At 63.6% G+C, this 18,030-nt stretch carries 15 protein-coding genes and 1 tRNA gene; all 16 read right to left on the bottom strand.

Going from position 1 to position 18,030, the window contains the following annotated elements:
• Positions 1-93, bottom strand: a 93-nt coding sequence (locus tag G539_RS27065; protein WP_154664260.1) for a GTP-binding protein, incomplete at its 3' end; no start/stop codon positions are given.
• Positions 94-142: 49 nt separating this feature from the next.
• Positions 143-2,218, bottom strand: a complete 2,076-nt coding sequence (fusA, locus tag G539_RS0112835; protein ID WP_029075559.1) for an elongation factor G — start codon at positions 2,216-2,218, stop codon at positions 143-145.
• Positions 2,219-2,241: 23 nt separating this feature from the next.
• Complete coding sequence (gene rpsG / locus G539_RS0112830) at positions 2,242-2,712, bottom strand: 30S ribosomal protein S7 (RefSeq protein ID WP_029075558.1); 471 nt, start codon at positions 2,710-2,712, stop codon at positions 2,242-2,244.
• A 15-nt stretch (positions 2,713-2,727) separates the two neighbouring features.
• Complete coding sequence (rpsL, locus tag G539_RS0112825; RefSeq protein WP_029075557.1) at positions 2,728-3,099, bottom strand: 30S ribosomal protein S12; 372 nt, start codon at positions 3,097-3,099, stop codon at positions 2,728-2,730.
• Positions 3,100-3,531: 432 nt separating this feature from the next.
• On the bottom strand, positions 3,532-3,975 hold the full coding sequence (locus G539_RS0112820) for a cupin domain-containing protein (protein ID WP_156911955.1): 444 nt from the start codon (positions 3,973-3,975) through the stop codon (positions 3,532-3,534).
• 131 nt (positions 3,976-4,106) lie between these two features.
• Complete coding sequence (locus G539_RS24670; protein WP_342665064.1) at positions 4,107-5,357, bottom strand: alpha/beta hydrolase; 1,251 nt, start codon at positions 5,355-5,357, stop codon at positions 4,107-4,109.
• A gap of 219 nt (positions 5,358-5,576) precedes the next feature.
• Positions 5,577-9,812 (bottom strand): DNA-directed RNA polymerase subunit beta', encoded by a 4,236-nt coding sequence (gene rpoC / locus G539_RS0112810; protein WP_029075555.1) that lies wholly within the window; start codon positions 9,810-9,812, stop codon positions 5,577-5,579.
• A gap of 97 nt (positions 9,813-9,909) precedes the next feature.
• Positions 9,910-14,052: a DNA-directed RNA polymerase subunit beta gene (gene rpoB, locus G539_RS0112805; protein WP_029075554.1), complete on the bottom strand. Its 4,143-nt coding sequence runs from the start codon at positions 14,050-14,052 to the stop codon at positions 9,910-9,912.
• Between the two features lie 144 nt (positions 14,053-14,196).
• Entirely contained in the window at positions 14,197-14,568 is a 372-nt protein-coding gene (rplL, locus tag G539_RS0112800; protein WP_029075553.1) for a 50S ribosomal protein L7/L12, read from the bottom strand.
• A 45-nt stretch (positions 14,569-14,613) separates the two neighbouring features.
• On the bottom strand, positions 14,614-15,132 hold the full coding sequence (rplJ, locus tag G539_RS0112795) for a 50S ribosomal protein L10 (protein ID WP_029075552.1): 519 nt from the start codon (positions 15,130-15,132) through the stop codon (positions 14,614-14,616).
• A gap of 298 nt (positions 15,133-15,430) precedes the next feature.
• Entirely contained in the window at positions 15,431-16,129 is a 699-nt protein-coding gene (gene rplA / locus G539_RS0112790; RefSeq protein WP_029075551.1) for a 50S ribosomal protein L1, read from the bottom strand.
• A 2-nt stretch (positions 16,130-16,131) separates the two neighbouring features.
• Positions 16,132-16,563 (bottom strand): 50S ribosomal protein L11, encoded by a 432-nt coding sequence (gene rplK / locus G539_RS0112785; RefSeq protein WP_029075550.1) that lies wholly within the window; start codon positions 16,561-16,563, stop codon positions 16,132-16,134.
• A gap of 141 nt (positions 16,564-16,704) precedes the next feature.
• Positions 16,705-17,235, bottom strand: a complete 531-nt coding sequence (gene nusG / locus G539_RS0112780; RefSeq protein WP_029075549.1) for a transcription termination/antitermination protein NusG — start codon at positions 17,233-17,235, stop codon at positions 16,705-16,707.
• A 15-nt stretch (positions 17,236-17,250) separates the two neighbouring features.
• Positions 17,251-17,451 (bottom strand): preprotein translocase subunit SecE, encoded by a 201-nt coding sequence (gene secE, locus G539_RS0112775; RefSeq protein WP_029075548.1) that lies wholly within the window; start codon positions 17,449-17,451, stop codon positions 17,251-17,253.
• 97 nt (positions 17,452-17,548) lie between these two features.
• Positions 17,549-17,624, bottom strand: a tRNA-Trp gene (locus tag G539_RS0112770).
• 79 nt (positions 17,625-17,703) lie between these two features.
• On the bottom strand, positions 17,704-18,030 hold a 327-nt coding region (locus G539_RS24665), incomplete at its 5' end, for an EF-Tu C-terminal domain-related protein (RefSeq protein WP_029075472.1).

Raw genomic sequence — 18,030 nt, 5'->3', positions numbered from 1 at the left:
CGCCGCGGTCAGCGACGTCTTGCCATGGTCAACGTGGCCGATCGTGCCAATGTTGCAGTGCGGCTTAGTGCGCTCGAATTTCTCTTTTGCCATCGGAATTCTCCGTCGTGTCTGTCAGCAGGTTGGGTTTCGCGTGAGAGGTCTAGGCGTACTTCGCCTGGACCTCCTGAGCGACGGCCTGCGGAACCTGCTCATAATGATCAAACTGCATCGTGTAGCTCGCGCGGCCCTGGCTCATGGAGCGCAGGTTGTTCACGTAGGAGAACATGTTGGCGAGCGGAACGAAGGCGGTGATGACATTCGCGTTGCCGCGCATGTCCTGGCCCTGGATCTGGCCACGGCGCGAATTCAGATCGCCGATCACCGAACCCACATACTCTTCCGGCGAGACGACCTCGACCTTCATGACCGGCTCGAGAAGAGCCGGATTGGCCTTCATCAGGCCTTCACGAAGCGCGGCGCGCGACGCGATCTCGAACGCGATCGCCGACGAGTCGACCTCGTGGTAGGCGCCGTCGATCAGGGCGATCTTCACGTCCACGACCGGAAAGCCCGCGATCGGGCCCGAGCTCATGACCGAGTTGAGACCCTTTTCGACGCCCGGGATGTATTCCTTCGGAACCACACCACCGATGATCTTGTTCTCGAACGTGTAGCCGGCGCCGATCTCGTTCGGCTCGATGACGAACTTGACGCGGGCGAACTGGCCCGTGCCGCCGGTCTGCTTCTTATGCGTGTAGTCGACTTCGGTCGCCTTGCGAATGGTCTCGCGGTAGGCAACCTGCGGCGCGCCGACGTTCACGTTGATGTTGTAGGGAGCGCGGCGGAGGATATCGATCTTGATGTCCAGGTGCAGCTCGCCCATGCCCTTGATGATCGTCTGACCGGACTCGCTGTCGGTCGAAACGCGGAAGGACGGATCCTCGGAAGCCAGCTTCTGCAGGGCGGTGCCCAGCTTCTCCTGGTCGGCCTTCGAAGCCACTTCCACCGACATCTCGATGACCGGCTCGGGGAACTCCATCTTCTCCAGGATCACCGGAGCGGCGGGGTCGCAGAGCGTGTCGCCGGTGCGGGTTTCCTTGAGGCCAACGAGAGCCACGATGTCGCCGGCATAGGCAACTTCGATGTCTTCGCGGGAGTTTGCGTGCATCGCGACCATGCGGCCGATGCGCTCCTTCTTCTCCTTGGTGGAGTTGAGAAGCGTGGTGCCCTTGTTCAGGACGCCCGAGTAGATGCGAGCAAACGTCAGGATGCCGAAGGGATCTTCGATGATCTTGAACGCCAGCATGGCGAGCGGCTCGTCGTCGGTCGAATGACGCTCGACTTCCTGCTCGGTCTTGACGTCGATACCCTTCGTCGGCGGCACATCGACCGGCGACGGCAGGAAGTCGACAACCGCGTCGAGCAGCGTCTGGACGCCCTTGTTCTTGAACGCCGAGCCAGCGAGAACCGGGAACCAGGTCGAGTGCAGAACGGCCTTGCGGATCAGCGACTTGAGGGTCGCTTCGTCCGGCTCGTTGCCTTCGAGGTAGGCTTCCATGGCGGCGTCGTCGAGTTCGACGGCGGCCTCGATCATGGTCGCGCGGTAAGCCGTCGCCTTCTCGAGCAGATCCGCCGGGATCTCTTCTTCGTCGTACATCGCGCCGATGGTATCATCGTTCCAGACGCACGCCTTCATGGTGATCAGGTTGATCACGCCCTTGAAGTCGTTCTCGGCGCCGATCGGCAGCTGAATCGGGACAGCGCGGGCGCCGAGGCGCTGCTTGATGTCCGCGAGACACATGTCGAAGTTGGCGCCGATCTTGTCCATCTTGTTACAGAAGACAATGCGCGGCACGTGGTACTTGTCGCCCTGACGCCAGACCGTCTCGGTCTGCGGCTCGACGCCCTGGTTCGAATCCAGCACGCAGACCGCACCGTCGAGCACGCGCAGCGAGCGCTCGACTTCGATCGTGAAGTCGACGTGGCCGGGGGTGTCGATGATGTTCAGACGCTTGCCGTTCCACGAAGTCGTCGTCGCAGCGGACGTGATCGTGATGCCGCGCTCCTGCTCCTGCTCCATGTAGTCCATGGTGGCCGAGCCGTCATGCGTCTCGCCCATCTTGTGGCTACGGCCGGAGTAGAACAGAATCCGCTCGGTCGTCGTCGTCTTGCCCGCATCGATGTGGGCCATGATTCCGAAGTTGCGGTAGTCTTCGATCTTATGCGTGCGGGCCATAACGGACTGCCTTTCCGACCGTGTTACCAGCGATAGTGCGAGAACGCGCGGTTGGCTTCGGCCATCCGGTGCGTGTCTTCGCGCTTCTTCACGGCGTTGCCGCGGCTGTTCGAGGCATCGAGCAGCTCGCCCGACAGACGCTCGACCATGGTCTTCTCGTTGCGGCCACGCGCAGCAGCGAGCAGCCAACGGATTGCGAGAGCCTGACGACGGTCCGTACGGACCTCGACCGGCACCTGGTAGGTCGCACCACCGACGCGACGCGAACGCACTTCGATGTGCGGCGCGACGTTGTCCAGGGCCTGGCGGAACACCACGACGGGCTCCTGCTTGGTCCGGTTCTGGATGATGTCGAAGGCACCGTAAACGATGCTCTCGGCGACCGACTTCTTGCCGTCATACATGACGGCATTCATGAACTTGGTCACGACAATATCGCCGAACTTGGGGTCCGGGATGATCTCGCGCTTCTCGGCACTATGGCGACGGGACATTGTTCCTGACCCCTATTACTTCGGACGCTTCGCGCCGTACTTCGAACGACGCTGCTTGCGGTTCTTGACACCCTGGGTGTCGAGCACGCCGCGCAGGATGTGGTAGCGCACGCCCGGCAGATCCTTGACGCGGCCGCCACGGATCATGACGACAGAGTGCTCCTGCAGGTTGTGGCCTTCGCCCGGGATGTAGCCAATGACTTCGAAGCCATTGGTGAGGCGGACCTTCGCGACCTTACGAAGCGCCGAGTTCGGCTTCTTCGGAGTGGTCGTATAGACGCGCGTGCAAACGCCGCGCTTCTGCGGGTTCTCCTGCAGCGCCGGAACCTTGTTCCGCTTCGCCGGCGCCTGACGCGGCTTGCGGATGAGCTGGTTAATTGTCGGCATGCTTCGCCTTTCAGCTAGCCTACGGTTCTGTTTCGCTCCGCATTTCGCACCCCTGCCACGGCTTGAACCATGAACAAAGAGCGCCCGTACCGCATACCGCGGAGGCGCTACGAAATGCAGAGGATCACGGCGTTTACCGCGATCATGCGTGTCGTTCTAACGTCTGTTTCGATCCCGACAGTGTTTAAACCTGAACTCCGCGACGCGTCGTCGCTGGAAAATTTGGGCTTACCACCTGCCTGAAAGCTCGCGGAACCTACTGATTTGACGCCCCCCCGTCAAGCCCCGAAGCGCCTCAATTTCGGCGCCCTCCCCACCGCAAGGATTGGCGCCAGCGAGCCGTGAATCCGACACTTTCGGAAAGCCTGGAAGCGTAGCCGCGCAACTTTCCCCCGCATCGGGCGAGTCCGGGTCCGCGTCGCGGTCGGGCGGCTAGGGCGCCGGCGTGCGCTCCGAGAATGCGATTCCTTTCTGACCGGTTACGATCATGAGGATTCGCACGGTTTCTTCGCCGACGACTCGGCCGTTGTGGCGATGGTCGACCATCTCCGCGAAAGAATCGCCGGCCCGGAAGATTCGCTTCCCCTGCCCCTCGCTCTCGACCTCGATCGTGCCAGCCAGGATATAGGCATAGGCCGGAACCGGGTGTCGATGCCAGCCGGTCTCGGCGCCGGAGGGAATCTCGACGATCAGCGACTGCACGAGCGGCTGGTCGGTCTGGGGGTAGCGGATCGGCGCGCCGCTCGTCGTCGTCGTCGTCTCGAGGATCTTTTGCACGCGCACGGCCGGCTTGTAGCTCTCCTCGGCCTGCGCGGACCCGAGGAGCAGGACGACGCCAAGCGCCGCCAGAATCGTATGACGCATGACTTCCCCCACGATCCGCTCACGGCGCCAAGGCGCCCCGCCCCGCTGCCGTAGCGAAGCATTGAACCGCGATCGGGCGCCAAAGGGAATAAGCGAATGGGAGCGAAGCCCCTGGCTGCCGCAAACGCTGCGCTTCGGGCGCCTCAGTAGCGGACTCCGGTCTGGGGGGTCAGCAGGTCGCCGGTCGAGCTCGCATTGTCCTGGAGCGACTTGCCCCAGGCGCGCACCTGGTCGTCATAGGTATCGCGCGTCTGCGCGTCGAGAACGGCAACCGGCGCGGTGACGATCAGGCCGGCGGCGGTGCCGACGCTCGCCGCCGCCCCCGTCGTGACAGCGACCAGCTTGTCGCCGAGCGCGACATGGGAGTCGGTCATCGTCTGGCCGGACGCGAGGCGAGTGCCGATCAGCTGGACCACCTCGGGGCTCGCCGCGAACTTGGCGTGGTTGAGCTTGTCGTCGGTCCTGAGCTTCGTGAGATCGATGACGGTGATGCCCTCGGCGGTCATCTCGGAAGCGTAGGGCTCCTGCGTGACGTCGATCTGGCCGAGCCGCTCGACATTGCCCCAGACCCGGCGCGAGACCTGCAGCGCGCGGTCGTCGCGAGAGACGAAGAGCGTCATCCTGGGACCCGTCGGCCCGATGTCGACCATCATGCGGCGGAAGACGTCGACGTCGACGTCCGGCGACGCCAGCATGACGTTCTTGATCTTGGCGGGGACCCGCTTGTCGCGGATGGCCATCTGCCGGAGCGCCTCGAGCGCGACCATGTTGCCCATCGAATGCGCGAGGATCGACACCTCGTCGACATTCGGATCGTCGGCCAGCGCCGTCAGCAGCAGTTCGAGCGCGTCGCGCGAATAATTGGTGCTCTCGCGGTCATAGCCATAGGCGAGCACGCTGCCGCGCGACGGCCAGGTGAAGAGGATCGGCACCACCTTGGCGTCGGAGTCGTGCACGATCTGGGCGAAACGGTAGACGGCGTCCTCGAAACGGTTGTTGAAGCCGTGAATGAACACGAGTGCCTGCCGCTTCGGCGACTGCTTGATCTTGCTGTTGAACCAGGCCTTGGCCTGACCGAGATCCATGTCCTCGGCCTTGACGGTCACGAAGTCCGTCGCGGGATTGCCCGGCAGCTTCCGCGGCCACTGCACGTCGCCAATCTTGCGGGCGTTGTCCGGCGGGATCGAGACGACGATGTTGGCGAAGTCGATGGCGCGGGCGCGCTCGCCGGTGAACATCTCACCGCGCTCGGCCGAGCGTTGCCGCGTCGTCGCCACCGCCATGTCCACCGTGCTGGATCCCGGCACGGGGGCGGAGATATCGACCGGCAGGAGCACGCCCTTCGGTCTGCCGGCGCAGCCAGCGAGAAGACCGATCACGACAAGGCCGGTCACTCCCGTCCGGATCAAAACCGTGAGGCTACGCAATCCAACACCCCCGAAGCGAATGCGCGGCCTGACGACCAGGCGCGCGGATCCCGTACACCGCTACCATCATAACGTGACGAAACGCACTCATAGCGTCACGCAGCGTCAGAGTCTCGGCAGCACAATAGCGGACATGAAAAAGGCCGCCCTGAGGCGGCCTTTTAGTCGCGGTGTGTGGCGGGCCGGTTACTCGGCCGCGCTCGTCAGGTCGCCGAGCAGGCCGGCCGGCGCTGCCGCCGGGGCCGATCCAGCCGAGGAGCGACGACGCTCCTCGAGGATGAGATCGTCGCGCTTTGTCGCGATCTCGCGGATGCGGCCCATCGTGCCACCGGTACCGGCCGGGATCAGACGACCGACGATGATGTTCTCCTTGAGACCATCGAGCGGGTCGACCTTGCCACTGACGGCCGCCTCGGTGAGGACGCGGGTCGTCTCCTGGAACGACGCGGCCGAGAAGAACGACCGGGTCTGCAGGCTGGCCTTGGTGATGCCGAGCAGCACCGGATTGCCGAGCGCGGGCTTCTTGCCCTCGGTCTTCGCCTTCTCGTTGATCAGGTCAAAGTCGAGGCGATCGACCTGCTCGCCGTTGAAGAACTCCGTCTCGCCGGCATCGAAGATCTCGACCTTCTGCAGCATCTGGCGAACGATCACCTCGATGTGCTTATCGTTGATCTGCACGCCCTGCAGTCGGTAGACGTCCTGGATCTCGTTGACGAGGTAGGCCGCGAGAGCCTCCACGCCCTTGATCGCCAGAATGTCGTGCGGCGCCGGGTTGCCGTCCATGATGTAGTCGCCCTTCTCCACGGCATCCCCTTCCTGGAGATGGAAGGGCTTGCCCTTCGGGATCAGGTACTCGATCGGCTCGAGCGGCTGACCGTCGGCACCAACGGCGCCCTCGACCGGCTCCACGATGACGCGACGCTTGTTCTTGTAGTCGCGACCAAAGCGGATCGTGCCGTCCATCTCGGCGATGATGGCGTGATCCTTCGGACGACGAGCCTCGAACAGCTCCGCCACGCGCGGCAGACCGCCCGTGATGTCGCGCGTCTTGGCGCCTTCCGTCGGAATACGCGCCAGAACGTCACCGGCATGCACCGTCGAGTTCGGGTCGACCGAGAGAATGGCCTCCACCGACAGCATGTAGCGGGCTTCGCCGCCACGCGGGAGCTTCAGGACCTTGCCGTCCTTGCCCTTGATGACGATGGCCGGCTTCAGATCGCCGCCGCGCGGGTTGGCGCGCCAGTCGATGACGACGCGCTTGGTGATGCCCGTCGACTCGTCGGCCGTCTCCACGACGGAGATGCCTTCGACCAGGTCCTCGTAGCCGATGGTACCGGCCACTTCGGTCAGCACCGGACGGGTGTACGGATCCCATTCGGCCAGACGCTGGCCGCGCTTGACGTGATCGCCTTCGTCGACGTGGACGCGCGAACCGTAGGTGACGCGGTTGACCGCGCGCTCGGTTCCATCCTTGTCGACGATCACGATCGCCATGTTGCGGCCGAGGGCCACCAGCTTGCCGGCGGAGTCACGCACCACGTTGCGGTTACGCATCGTGACCGTGCCTTCGAAGCTCGACTCGATGAAGGACGAGTCCACCACCTGCGCCGTACCACCGATGTGGAACGTGCGCATGGTGAGCTGCGTGCCGGGCTCGCCGATCGACTGCGCCGCGATGACGCCAACGGCCTCGCCCATGTTCACGGTCGTGCCGCGGGCCAGGTCGCGGCCATAGCAGGCCGCGCAGACGCCGATCTTGGTGTCGCAGGTCAGCACCGAGCGGATCTTCACCGCCTGGACGCCGGCCTTCTCCACCGCGTCGACATCCCGCTCCTCGATGAGCTTGCCGGCCGGAACCAGCACTTCGCCCGTCGCGCCGGAGACGATGTCCTCGGCGGCCGTACGACCCAGAATGCGCAGGCCGAGCGAAGCGACCACCTGGCCGCTGTCGATCACCGCCTGCATCTTCAGGCCGTTCGTGGTGCCGCAATCCTGCTCGATGATGATGCAGTCCTGCGCCACGTCGACGAGACGACGCGTCAGATAGCCGGAGTTCGCCGTCTTCAGGGCGGTGTCCGCGAGGCCCTTACGGGCACCGTGCGTCGAGTTGAAGTACTCGAGAACGGTCAGGCCTTCCTTGAAGTTCGAGATAACCGGGTTCTCGATGATCTCGCCCGACGGACGGGTCATCAGACCGCGCATACCGGCAAGCTGCTTCATCTGGGTCGGCGAACCACGGGCGCCCGAGTGGCTCATCATGTAGACCGAGTTCATCGGCTTCTGACGACCCGTCTCGGCGTCCTTCTGGACGGCCGAAATGCCCTTCATCATCTCCTCGGCGACGCGGTCACCGCACTTCGCCCAGGCGTCGACGACCTTGTTGTACTTCTCACCGAAGGTGATCAGGCCGTCATTGTACTGCTGCTCGTAATCCTTCACGAGCGCCTGGGTTTCCTCGACCAGCTTGGCCTTGGTCGGCGGGATGACCATGTCATCCTTGCCGAACGAGATGCCGGCACGGCAGGCTTCACGGAAGCCGAGCGCCATGATGCGATCGCAGAAGATGACCGTCTCCTTCTGACCGCAATGGCGGTAGACGGCGTCGATCGTGTTGGAGATCTCCTTCTTGGTCATCAGCTTGTTGACGACATCGAAGGGAAGGTTGTGGTGCTTCGGCAGCAGTTCGCCGATCAGCAGACGGCCCGGCGTGGTGTCGTAGATCTTCGACACGACCTTGCCGTCGGCGTCGACGCCGCGGTAGCGACCCTTGATCTTGGTGTGCAGCGTGATCGCCTTGGCGGCCAGCGCGTGCTCGATCTCGGCGATCGAGCCGAACAGCATGCCCTCGCCCGGCTCCTTCTCCGCCATGATCGACAGATAGTAGAGACCGAGGACGATGTCCTGCGACGGCACGATGATCGGCTGGCCGTTTGCCGGGTGCAGGATGTTGTTGGTCGACATCATCAGCACGCGGGCTTCCAGCTGCGCCTCAAGCGACAGCGGGACGTGCACGGCCATCTGGTCACCGTCGAAGTCGGCGTTGAACGCCGAGCAGACGAGCGGATGCAGCTGGATCGCCTTGCCTTCGATCAGAACCGGCTCGAACGCCTGGATGCCGAGGCGGTGCAGCGTCGGTGCGCGGTTCAGAAGGATCGGATGCTCGCGGATCACCTCGTCCAGGATATCCCAGACTTCCGGCTTCTCCTTCTCGACCAGCTTCTTCGCCTGCTTGACGGTGGACGAGAAGCCCTTGGCGTCGAGGCGCGAATAGATGAACGGCTTGAACAGCTCGAGCGCCATCTTCTTCGGCAGGCCGCACTGGTGCAGCTTCATCTCCGGGCCGACCACGATGACCGAACGGCCGGAATAGTCGACGCGCTTGCCGAGCAGGTTCTGGCGGAAACGGCCCTGCTTGCCCTTCAGCATGTCGGAGAGCGACTTCAGCGGGCGCTTGTTGGCACCCGTGATGACGCGGCCGCGACGACCGTTGTCGAACAGCGCATCGACCGCTTCCTGAAGCATGCGCTTCTCGTTGCGGATGATGATGTCCGGCGCGCGCAGCTCGATCAGCCGCTTCAGGCGGTTGTTGCGGTTGATGACGCGGCGATACAGGTCGTTCAGGTCGGAGGTCGCGAAGCGGCCGCCATCCAGCGGAACGAGCGGACGCAGATCCGGCGGGATCACCGGGATCACCGTCATGATCATCCATTCCGGACGGTTGCCGGACTCGATGAAGGCCTCGACGAGCTTCAGCCGCTTGCCGAGCTTCTTCGGCTTCAGCTCCGACGTCGACGTGGCGATTTCCTCGCGCAGGTCCACGGCGAGCTTCGGCAGGTCGAGCGCCATCATCATCTCGCGGATGGCTTCCGCGCCGATCATGGCGGTGAACGAGTCGTCGCCGTACTCGTCCTGGGCGCGCAGGTACTCATCCTCGGAGAGGAGCTGACGCTCCTTCAGCGGGGTGAGGCCCGGCTCGATAACGACATAGTTCTCGAAATACAGGATGCGCTCGAGATCCTTGAGCGTCATGTCCATCAGCATGCCGATGCGGGACGGCAGCGACTTCAGGAACCAGATATGGGCAACCGGCGCCGCGAGCTCGATGTGACCCATGCGGTCACGACGAACGCGCGCGAGCGTGACTTCCACGCCGCACTTCTCGCAGATGATGCCCTTGTACTTCATGCGCTTGTACTTGCCGCACAAGCACTCGTAGTCCTTGATCGGCCCGAAGATCCGCGCGCAGAACAGGCCGTCGCGCTCGGGCTTGAAGGTCCGGTAGTTGATCGTTTCCGGCTTTTTGATCTCGCCGTACGACCAGGACAGAATCTTCTCAGGGCTCGCAATGTGGATGCGGATCTGGTCGAAATTCTGCGCCGGCTGTGCCAGCGGGTTGAAGATGTTCGCGACTTCTTGATTCATCGCCGATCTCCTTCGATGCCGGTGGCCGGTCGAGCGCTACGCTCGTTCCGGCCCACCGCATGTAAACTGAATGGGCCCACCTGGAAGACGCGACGGATTATTCCGCCGCGTCCGGGAGGCTCTCGCCCGCACCGGCTTCCTGCTCCATCATCCGCTTGGACTGGTTGAGCTCGACGTCGAGGCCAAGCGAACGCATTTCCTTGACCAGGACGTTGAAGGACTCCGGAATGCCGGCTTCGAACGTGTCGTCGCCACGGACGATCGCCTCGTACACCTTGGTACGGCCGGCGACGTCGTCGGACTTCACGGTCAGCATTTCCTGCAGCGTGTAGGCGGCGCCGTAAGCCTCGAGGGCCCACACCTCCATTTCGCCGAAGCGCTGGCCGCCGAACTGCGCCTTACCGCCCAGCGGCTGCTGGGTGACGAGCGAGTACGGACCGATCGAACGAGCGTGGATCTTGTCGTCGACCAGGTGGTGCAGCTTGAGCATGTAGATGTAGCCCACGGTGACCTTGCGGTCGAACGCCTCGCCCGTCCGGCCGTCATAGAGCACCGACTGACCCGAGGATTCGAGACCCGCGTCCTCCAGCATCTCGACAATGTCCGGCTCGCGGGCGCCATCGAAGACCGGCGTCGCGATCGAGACGCCCTTCTTCAGATGCTCGCTCATCCGGACGACCGATGCATCGTCCAGCTCGGCGATCGGCTCGTCCTTCGGACCGTTGTAGATGCCGTCGAGGGTCAGACGGAGCGGCTTGACGTCGCCCGACTTCTTGTACTCCTCGAGCATCTTGCCGATCTTCAGGCCCATGCCGGCGCAGGCCCAGCCCAGATGCGTCTCCAGGATCTGGCCGACGTTCATGCGGCTCGGCACGCCGAGCGGGTTGAGCACGATGTCGACATGCGTGCCGTCCTCGAGGAACGGCATGTCCTGGATCGGCGTGATCCGCGACACGACGCCCTTGTTGCCGTGACGGCCGGCCATCTTGTCGCCCGGCTGGATCTTGCGCTTCACCGCGACGAAGACCTTGACCATCTTCATCACGCCCGGAGGCAGCTCGTCGCCGCGCTGCAGCTTCTCGACCTTGTCGATGAAGCGCTTCTCCAGCCGCTTGCGGCTCTCGTCATACGAGCCGCGCAGCGCCTCGATCTCGCCCATCAGCTTCTCGTCGGCGAAGGCGAACTGCCACCACTGCGAGCGCGGATACTCCTCGATGACATCGCGCGTCAGCACGGTGTCCTTCTTGAAGTTCTTCGGGCCGCTGGAGGCGGTCTTGCCCTCGAACATGTCGATCAGGCGGCCATAGACGTTGCGGTCCAGGATGGCCTGCTCGTCGTCGCGGTCCTTGGCGAGACGCTCGATCTCCTCGCGCTCGATCGCCATCGCGCGCTCGTCCTTCTCCACGCCATGGCGGTTGAAGACGCGCACTTCGACGATCGTGCCGGTGACACCCGGCGGAACGCGGAGCGAGGTATCGCGGACGTCCGAAGCCTTCTCGCCGAAGATGGCGCGCAGAAGCTTCTCTTCCGGCGTCATCGGGCTCTCGCCCTTCGGCGTGATCTTGCCGACGAGGATGTCGCCCGCCTGGACGTCGGCGCCGATATAGACGATGCCGGCTTCGTCGAGGTTCTTCAGCGCCTCTTCCGAAACGTTCGGAATATCACGCGTGATTTCTTCCGGGCCGAGCTTGGTATCGCGCGCCATGACCTCGAACTCCTCGATATGGATCGAGGTGAAGACGTCATCGGAGACGATGCGCTCGGAGAGGAGGATCGAGTCCTCGAAGTTGTAGCCGTTCCACGGCATGAACGCGACGAGCACGTTCCGGCCGAGCGCCAGATCACCGAGATCCGTCGACGGGCCGTCCGCCAGGATGTCGCCCTTGCCGACGCGGTCACCCACGCGGACGAGCGGCCGCTGGTTGATGCAAGTCGACTGGTTCGAACGCTGGAACTTCATCAGACGGTAGATATCGACACCCGACTTCGAAGGATCAAGGTCCTCCGTCGCGCGGATAACGATACGCGTCGCGTCCACCTGGTCGACGACACCGCCGCGGCGGGCTGCGATGGCAGCACCAGAGTCACGGGCGACGACCGATTCCATGCCGGTGCCGACGAACGGCGCCTCGGCGCGGACGAGCGGCACGGCCTGGCGCTGCATGTTCGAGCCCATCAGCGCGCGGTTGGCGTCGTCGTTCTCGAGGAACGGGATCAGCGCCGCGGCGACGGAGACGAGCTGCTTCGGCGACACGTCCATGAAGTCGACGCGGTCGGCCGTGACCATGACGTTCTCGCCGGAGTGACGGCAGACGATCAGGTCCTCGGTCAGCTTGCCGGAGGGGTCAAGTTCGACGTTCGCCTGGGCGACGTAGTACTTCGACTCTTCCATGGCCGAGAGATACAGGATCTCGCCGGTGGCAACGCCGTCCTTCACGCGCCGGTACGGACTCTCGATGAAGCCGTACTTGTTGACGCGGGCGAAGGTCGCGAGCGAGTTGATCAGGCCGATGTTCGGACCTTCCGGCGTCTCGATCGGGCAGATGCGGCCGTAATGCGTCGGGTGCACGTCGCGCACCTCGAAGCCGGCGCGCTCGCGCGTCAGACCGCCCGGGCCAAGCGCCGACAGGCGGCGCTTGTGGGTGATCTCCGACAGCGGGTTGGTCTGGTCCATGAACTGCGACAGCTGCGACGAACCGAAGAACTCGCGCACGGCGGCGGCCGCCGGCTTCGCGTTGATCAGGTCCTGCGGCATGACGTTGCCGATCTCGACCGACGACATGCGCTCCTTGATCGCGCGCTCCATGCGGAGCAGGCCGACGCGGTACTGGTTCTCCATCAGCTCGCCGACCGAACGGACGCGGCGGTTGCCGAGGTTGTCGATGTCGTCGATCTCGCCCTGGCCGTCACGCAGCTCGACGAGCGTCTTGATGACCGCGAGGATGTCCTCCTTGCGGAGCACGCGCACGGTGTCCTCGGCCGTCAGGTCGAGGCGCATGTTCATCTTGACGCGGCCGACAGCGGACAGGTCGTAGCGCTCGCTGTCGAAGAACAGCGACTGGAACATCGCGGTGGCGGTGTCGACGGTCGGCGGCTCGCCGGGACGCATCACGCGATAGATGTCGAACAGCGCGTCTTCACGCGACTCGTTCTTGTCGATGGCGAGCGTGTTGCGGATGTAGGCGCCGATGTTGATGTGATCGATGTCGAGCACCGTCACTTCGTCGTAGCCGGCCTCGGCGAGCGTCTCGAGCAGCTTCTCGCTGATCTCGTCGCCGGCCTCGGCGAAGACTTCGCCGGTCTGCATGTTGACGATGTCTTCGGCGATGTAGGTGCCGTGCAGATCCTCGTTGAGGACCTTCAGCGCCTTGACGCCCTTCTCGGCCAGCTGGCGCGCCGCACGGGCGGTCAGCTTCTTGCCGGCCTCGACCACGACCTCGCCGGTGTCGGCGTCGATCAGGTCGGTCGCGGCCTTCAGGCCCTTCATGCGCGCCGGATCATACGGCATGCGCCAGCCATCGCCGACCTTGGAGTAGACGATCTTCGAATAGAAGGTGTCGAGGATCTCCTCGCCGTCCATGCCGAGGGCGAACATCAGCGACGTCACCGGAATCTTGCGGCGACGGTCGATGCGCGCATAGACGATGTCCTTGGCGTCGAACTCGATGTCGAGCCAGGAACCGCGATACGGGATGATGCGGGCGGCGAACAGCAGCTTGCCCGACGAATGCGTCTTGCCCTTGTCGTGATCGAAGAACACGCCCGGCGAACGGTGCATCTGCGAGACGATGACGCGCTCGGTGCCGTTGACGATGAAGGTGCCGTTGGAAGTCATGAGCGGCATTTCGCCCATGTAGACTTCCTGCTCCTTGATGTCCTTGACGGACTTGGCGCCCGTGTCCTCGTCGACATCGAACACGATCAGGCGGAGCGTGACCTTGAGCGGGGCCGAGAAGGTGATGCCGCGCTGACGGCACTCGTCGACGTCATACTTCGGCGGATCGAAGTCATAACGGACGAACTCGAGCAGCGAGGTGTTCGAGAAATCGGAGATCGGGAAGACGGATTTGAAGACAGCCTGAAGACCTTCGTCCGGCCGCCCACCCTGCGCTTCCTCGACCATGAGGAATTGGTCGTAGGACGCCTTCTGAACCTCGATGAGGTTCGGCATTTCGGCGACATCGCCGATGGACCCGAAGACCTTGCGGATGCGCTTACGACCGGTGAATTCCAGGGCCATGTTCGCTCCTTCTTTACGTTCAAGAACAGCTATCCGGAAAGCCGTACAGCCGCGCTTGGGCGCGGCTCTCTGGATAGCGGTCCTTATAGTGGACCACGTTGGAAACCGGCCCCGGCAACCCGGGGCCGGCCGAATTCAGTCGACTTACTTGACGTCGACCTTGGCGCCTGCGCCCTCGAGCTGAGCCTTGAGCTTGGCAGCCTCGTCCTTCGACACGCCTTCCTTGACGGCCTTCGGAGCGCCTTCGACCAGGTCCTTGGCTTCCTTGAGGCCAAGAGCCGTGATCGCGCGGACTTCCTTGATCACGTTGATCTTGTTCGCGCCGGCGTCGACGAGAACGACGTCGAACTCGGTCTTCTCTTCAGCAGCAGCGGCCGGAGCAGCGGCAGCAGCAGCGACAGCGACCGGAGCCGCAGCGGAGACGCCCCACTTCTCTTCGAGAAGCTTGGACAGCTCAGCAGCCTCGAGCACGGTCAGGGCGGACAGGTCGTCCACGAGCTTAGCGAGATCAGCCATTTTATATTCCTATCAGGTTCGAACTTCAGTTGATGAGAGAACGGCCTACGCCGCTTCATCCTTCTTGGCATAGGCGCCGAACACGCGCGCAAGCTGCGACGCGGGTGCGCTGATGACCGTCGCGACCTTGGTAGCCGGGGCCTGGATAAGGCCGATCAGCTTGCCGCGCAGTTCATCCAGCGACGGCAGCGTGGCAAGAGCCTTGACGCCGTTCGGATCCAGATTGGTCGTGCCCATCGCGCCGCCGAGAATGACGAGCTTGTCATTCGTCTTGGCGAAATCGGCCACAACCTTCGGAGCTGCCACCGGATCGTCGGAGTAAGCGACGAGCGTCGGACCCGTGAACAGGTCCGCAATGTGGGCAGATTCCGTGCCTTGAAGGGCGAGCTTGACGAGGCGGTTCTTTGCGACCTTTACGCTGACCCCGACCGTACGAGCCTTGCCGCGAAGGGCAGTGAGCTCGGCGACGGTGAGGCCGGCATAGTGTGCCACGACGACAACATTGGTCTCCTGGAAGACCTCATTGAGCGTCGAGACAAGTTCGCGCTTTTCCGCTCTTTCCACTTGCCTCTCTCCAGTTGGCGGTCGACGTTTCGGTCGGGTCCGCCGGTTACGTATGCAGCGATCGAGTATCGATCGTTGCGCTGCGTTCCTGTCCCCCGGTGCTCCTCGCGGAGTGCCGGGTAAAAGAGGTTCGAACCGATCACCAGCCGAAGCCGGAAAATCCATCTTCCCCCCGTCTATGCAGGAGATTAAGCCGGCGAGCCGGCCCCTGCAGTCTCGGACAGGTTTCGGCCGAACGGCGGTCGGAACCGCCGCACGACCTCATTGCCGCCCGGAAACCGGGCGGAATTCATGCGCCTCAGGCGCCGAGCACCGTGGCCGGATCGACATGGACGCCGGGGCCCATCGTCGACGACACGGCAACCTTCTGCAGGTAGGTGCCCTTGGCACCCGTCGGGCGGGCCTTCTGGACCGCGTCGGCGAACGCCTTGATGTTCTCGACCAGCTTCTCGGTGTCGAAGCTCGCCTTGCCGATGCCGGCGTGGATGATACCAGCCTTCTCGACGCGGAACTCGACCGAGCCGCCCTTGGCGCCCTTGACGGCGTTGGCGACGTCCATGGTCACCGAACCGACCTTCGGGTTCGGCATCAGGCCGCGCGGGCCGAGCACCTTACCGAGACGGCCGACGAGCGGCATCATGTCCGGGGTCGCGATGCAGCGATCGAAATCGATCGTGCCGCCCTGGACGATCTCGAGCAGATCCTCGGCGCCGACGATGTCGGCACCCGCCGCCTTGGCTTCGTCAGCCTTGGCGCCGCGCGCGAAGACCGCGACGCGGACCGTACGGCCCGAGCCGTTCGGCAGGTTGCAGACGCCGCGGACCATCTGGTCGGCATGGCGGGGATCGACGCCCAGGTTCAGCGCGACCTCGATGGTCTCGTCGAACTTCGCGTTGGCGCGATCCTTGATCAGCGAAACAGCGACGCTGATCGGGTAGAGCTTGTTGCGGTCGATACCCTCGCGGGCGTTGATGACGCGCTTTCCGTGATGAGCCATGATCAGTCAACCACCGTGAGGCCAATGGACCGGGCCGAGCCCTCGATCATCCGAACCGCCGCGTCGAGATCCTCGGCGTTCAGATCCTTCATCTTCAGCTTGGCGATGTCGGCGCACTGAGCGCGCGTGACCGAACCAGCAGCCGCACCCTTGCCCGGCGTAGCGCCGCCCGTGGCGAGGCCGGCGGCCTTCTTCAGAAGGAAGCTCGCGGGAGCCGTCTTCATGACGAAGGTGAAGGACTTGTCCTGGTAGTAGGTGATGACCACCGGAACCGGGGAACCCTTCTCCATCTCCTGGGTCTGCGCGTTGAACGCCTTGCAGAACTCCATGATGTTGATGCCGCGCTGGCCGAGCGCGGGGCCGATCGGCGGCGACGGGGTCGCCGACGCAGCCTTGACCTGAAGCTTCAGGTAGCCTGCAACTTTCTTTGCCATGATGGTTCCTTTCCCATGCCGACAACCTGTCGACGAGGTAGGCCGGCATCATGCCGGCCACTTGCCAGCCTCAGCTGGCAGGAATGGCGTGGTACGGACGACGACGCCTGGCGAGCGCCGCCTCCTCCCACGCCGTGACGGTCAGACCTTCTCGACCTGACCGTATTCGAGCTCCACCGGAGTGGCGCGCCCGAAAATCGAAACCGCGACCTTGAGCCGGGCGCGGACCTCGTCGACTTCCTCGACGAGACCGTTGAACGAAGCAAACGGGCCGTCCGACACGCGGACCTGCTCGCCAACCTCGAAGCTGACCGAGGGCTTCGGCCGCTCCACGCCTTCCTGCACCTGATGGATGATGCGATTGGCTTCGGCTTCCGAAATCGGCATCGGACGATTGTCCGAACCGAGGAAGCCCGTCACCTTCGGCGTGTTCTTGATGAGATGATAGGCGTCGTCCGTCAGCGCCATCTTCACGAGTACGTAACCGGGGAAGAATTTGCGCTCCGCGTCGACCTTGCGACCGCGGCGAACCTCGACGACCTTCTCGGTCGGCACGAGGATCTCGTCGAACAGGTCGGCCAGGCCGCGCTGCCCCGCCTGCTCGCGGATCGACTCCGCGACCTTCTTCTCGAAGTTCGAATAGGCGTGGACGATATACCAGCGTTTATCCAATGGAGTGCTCCTCGCCTAGCGACCAAGGCCAAGCAGGAACGAGACGCCCCAACTCAGGCCGAAATCGGCAACCGTGAAGAACAGGCTCGCCAGCACGGCCATAACGAAGACCATGACGGTCGTGATCGCGGTTTCGCGACGCGACGGCCAAACGACCTTCGATACCTCCGCACGAACCTGCTGGAGGAACGTAAATGGATTTGTTTTGGTGGCCATTACCCGCTCACGGCTTGCGGGCGCGCAAACATTTGTCTGCGCACCCCGCTGGGAAGCGTTACATAGAACCGAACGAACGATTCCTCAAGTAGAAAATTGGCAGGGGCAGTAGGACTCGAACCTACGACCTACGGTTTTGGAGACCGTCGCTCTACCAGCTGAGCTATACCCCTACCGGAGAAAAGGGCTGTTTCCGGCCCTTTTCAAACTCTTCCGACACGGCCTACTTAGCAGACCGCCGCCGGACTTGCATCACTTAATGATGCTGGCGACGACGCCGGCGCCGACGGTACGACCGCCTTCACGGATAGCGAAGCGCAGCTTCTCTTCCATGGCGATCGGCACGATCAGCTCGACATCCACCGAGATGTTGTCGCCCGGCATCACCATCTCGACGCCTTCCGGCAGCGTGACGACGCCCGTGACGTCGGTCGTGCGGAAGTAGAACTGCGGACGGTAGTTGGTGAAGAACGGCGTGTGACGGCCACCCTCCTCCTTCGTCAGGATGTACGCCTCGGCCTTGAACACCGTGTGCGGCGTCACCGAGCCGGGCTTGCACAGCACCTGGCCGCGCTCGAC

Source organism: Kaistia adipata DSM 17808, assembly GCF_000423225.1.
Lineage (GTDB): Bacteria > Pseudomonadota > Alphaproteobacteria > Rhizobiales > Kaistiaceae > Kaistia > Kaistia adipata.
Note: the sequence above shows the minus strand (reverse complement) of the source record. Positions and strands in the feature narration are given on the sequence as shown.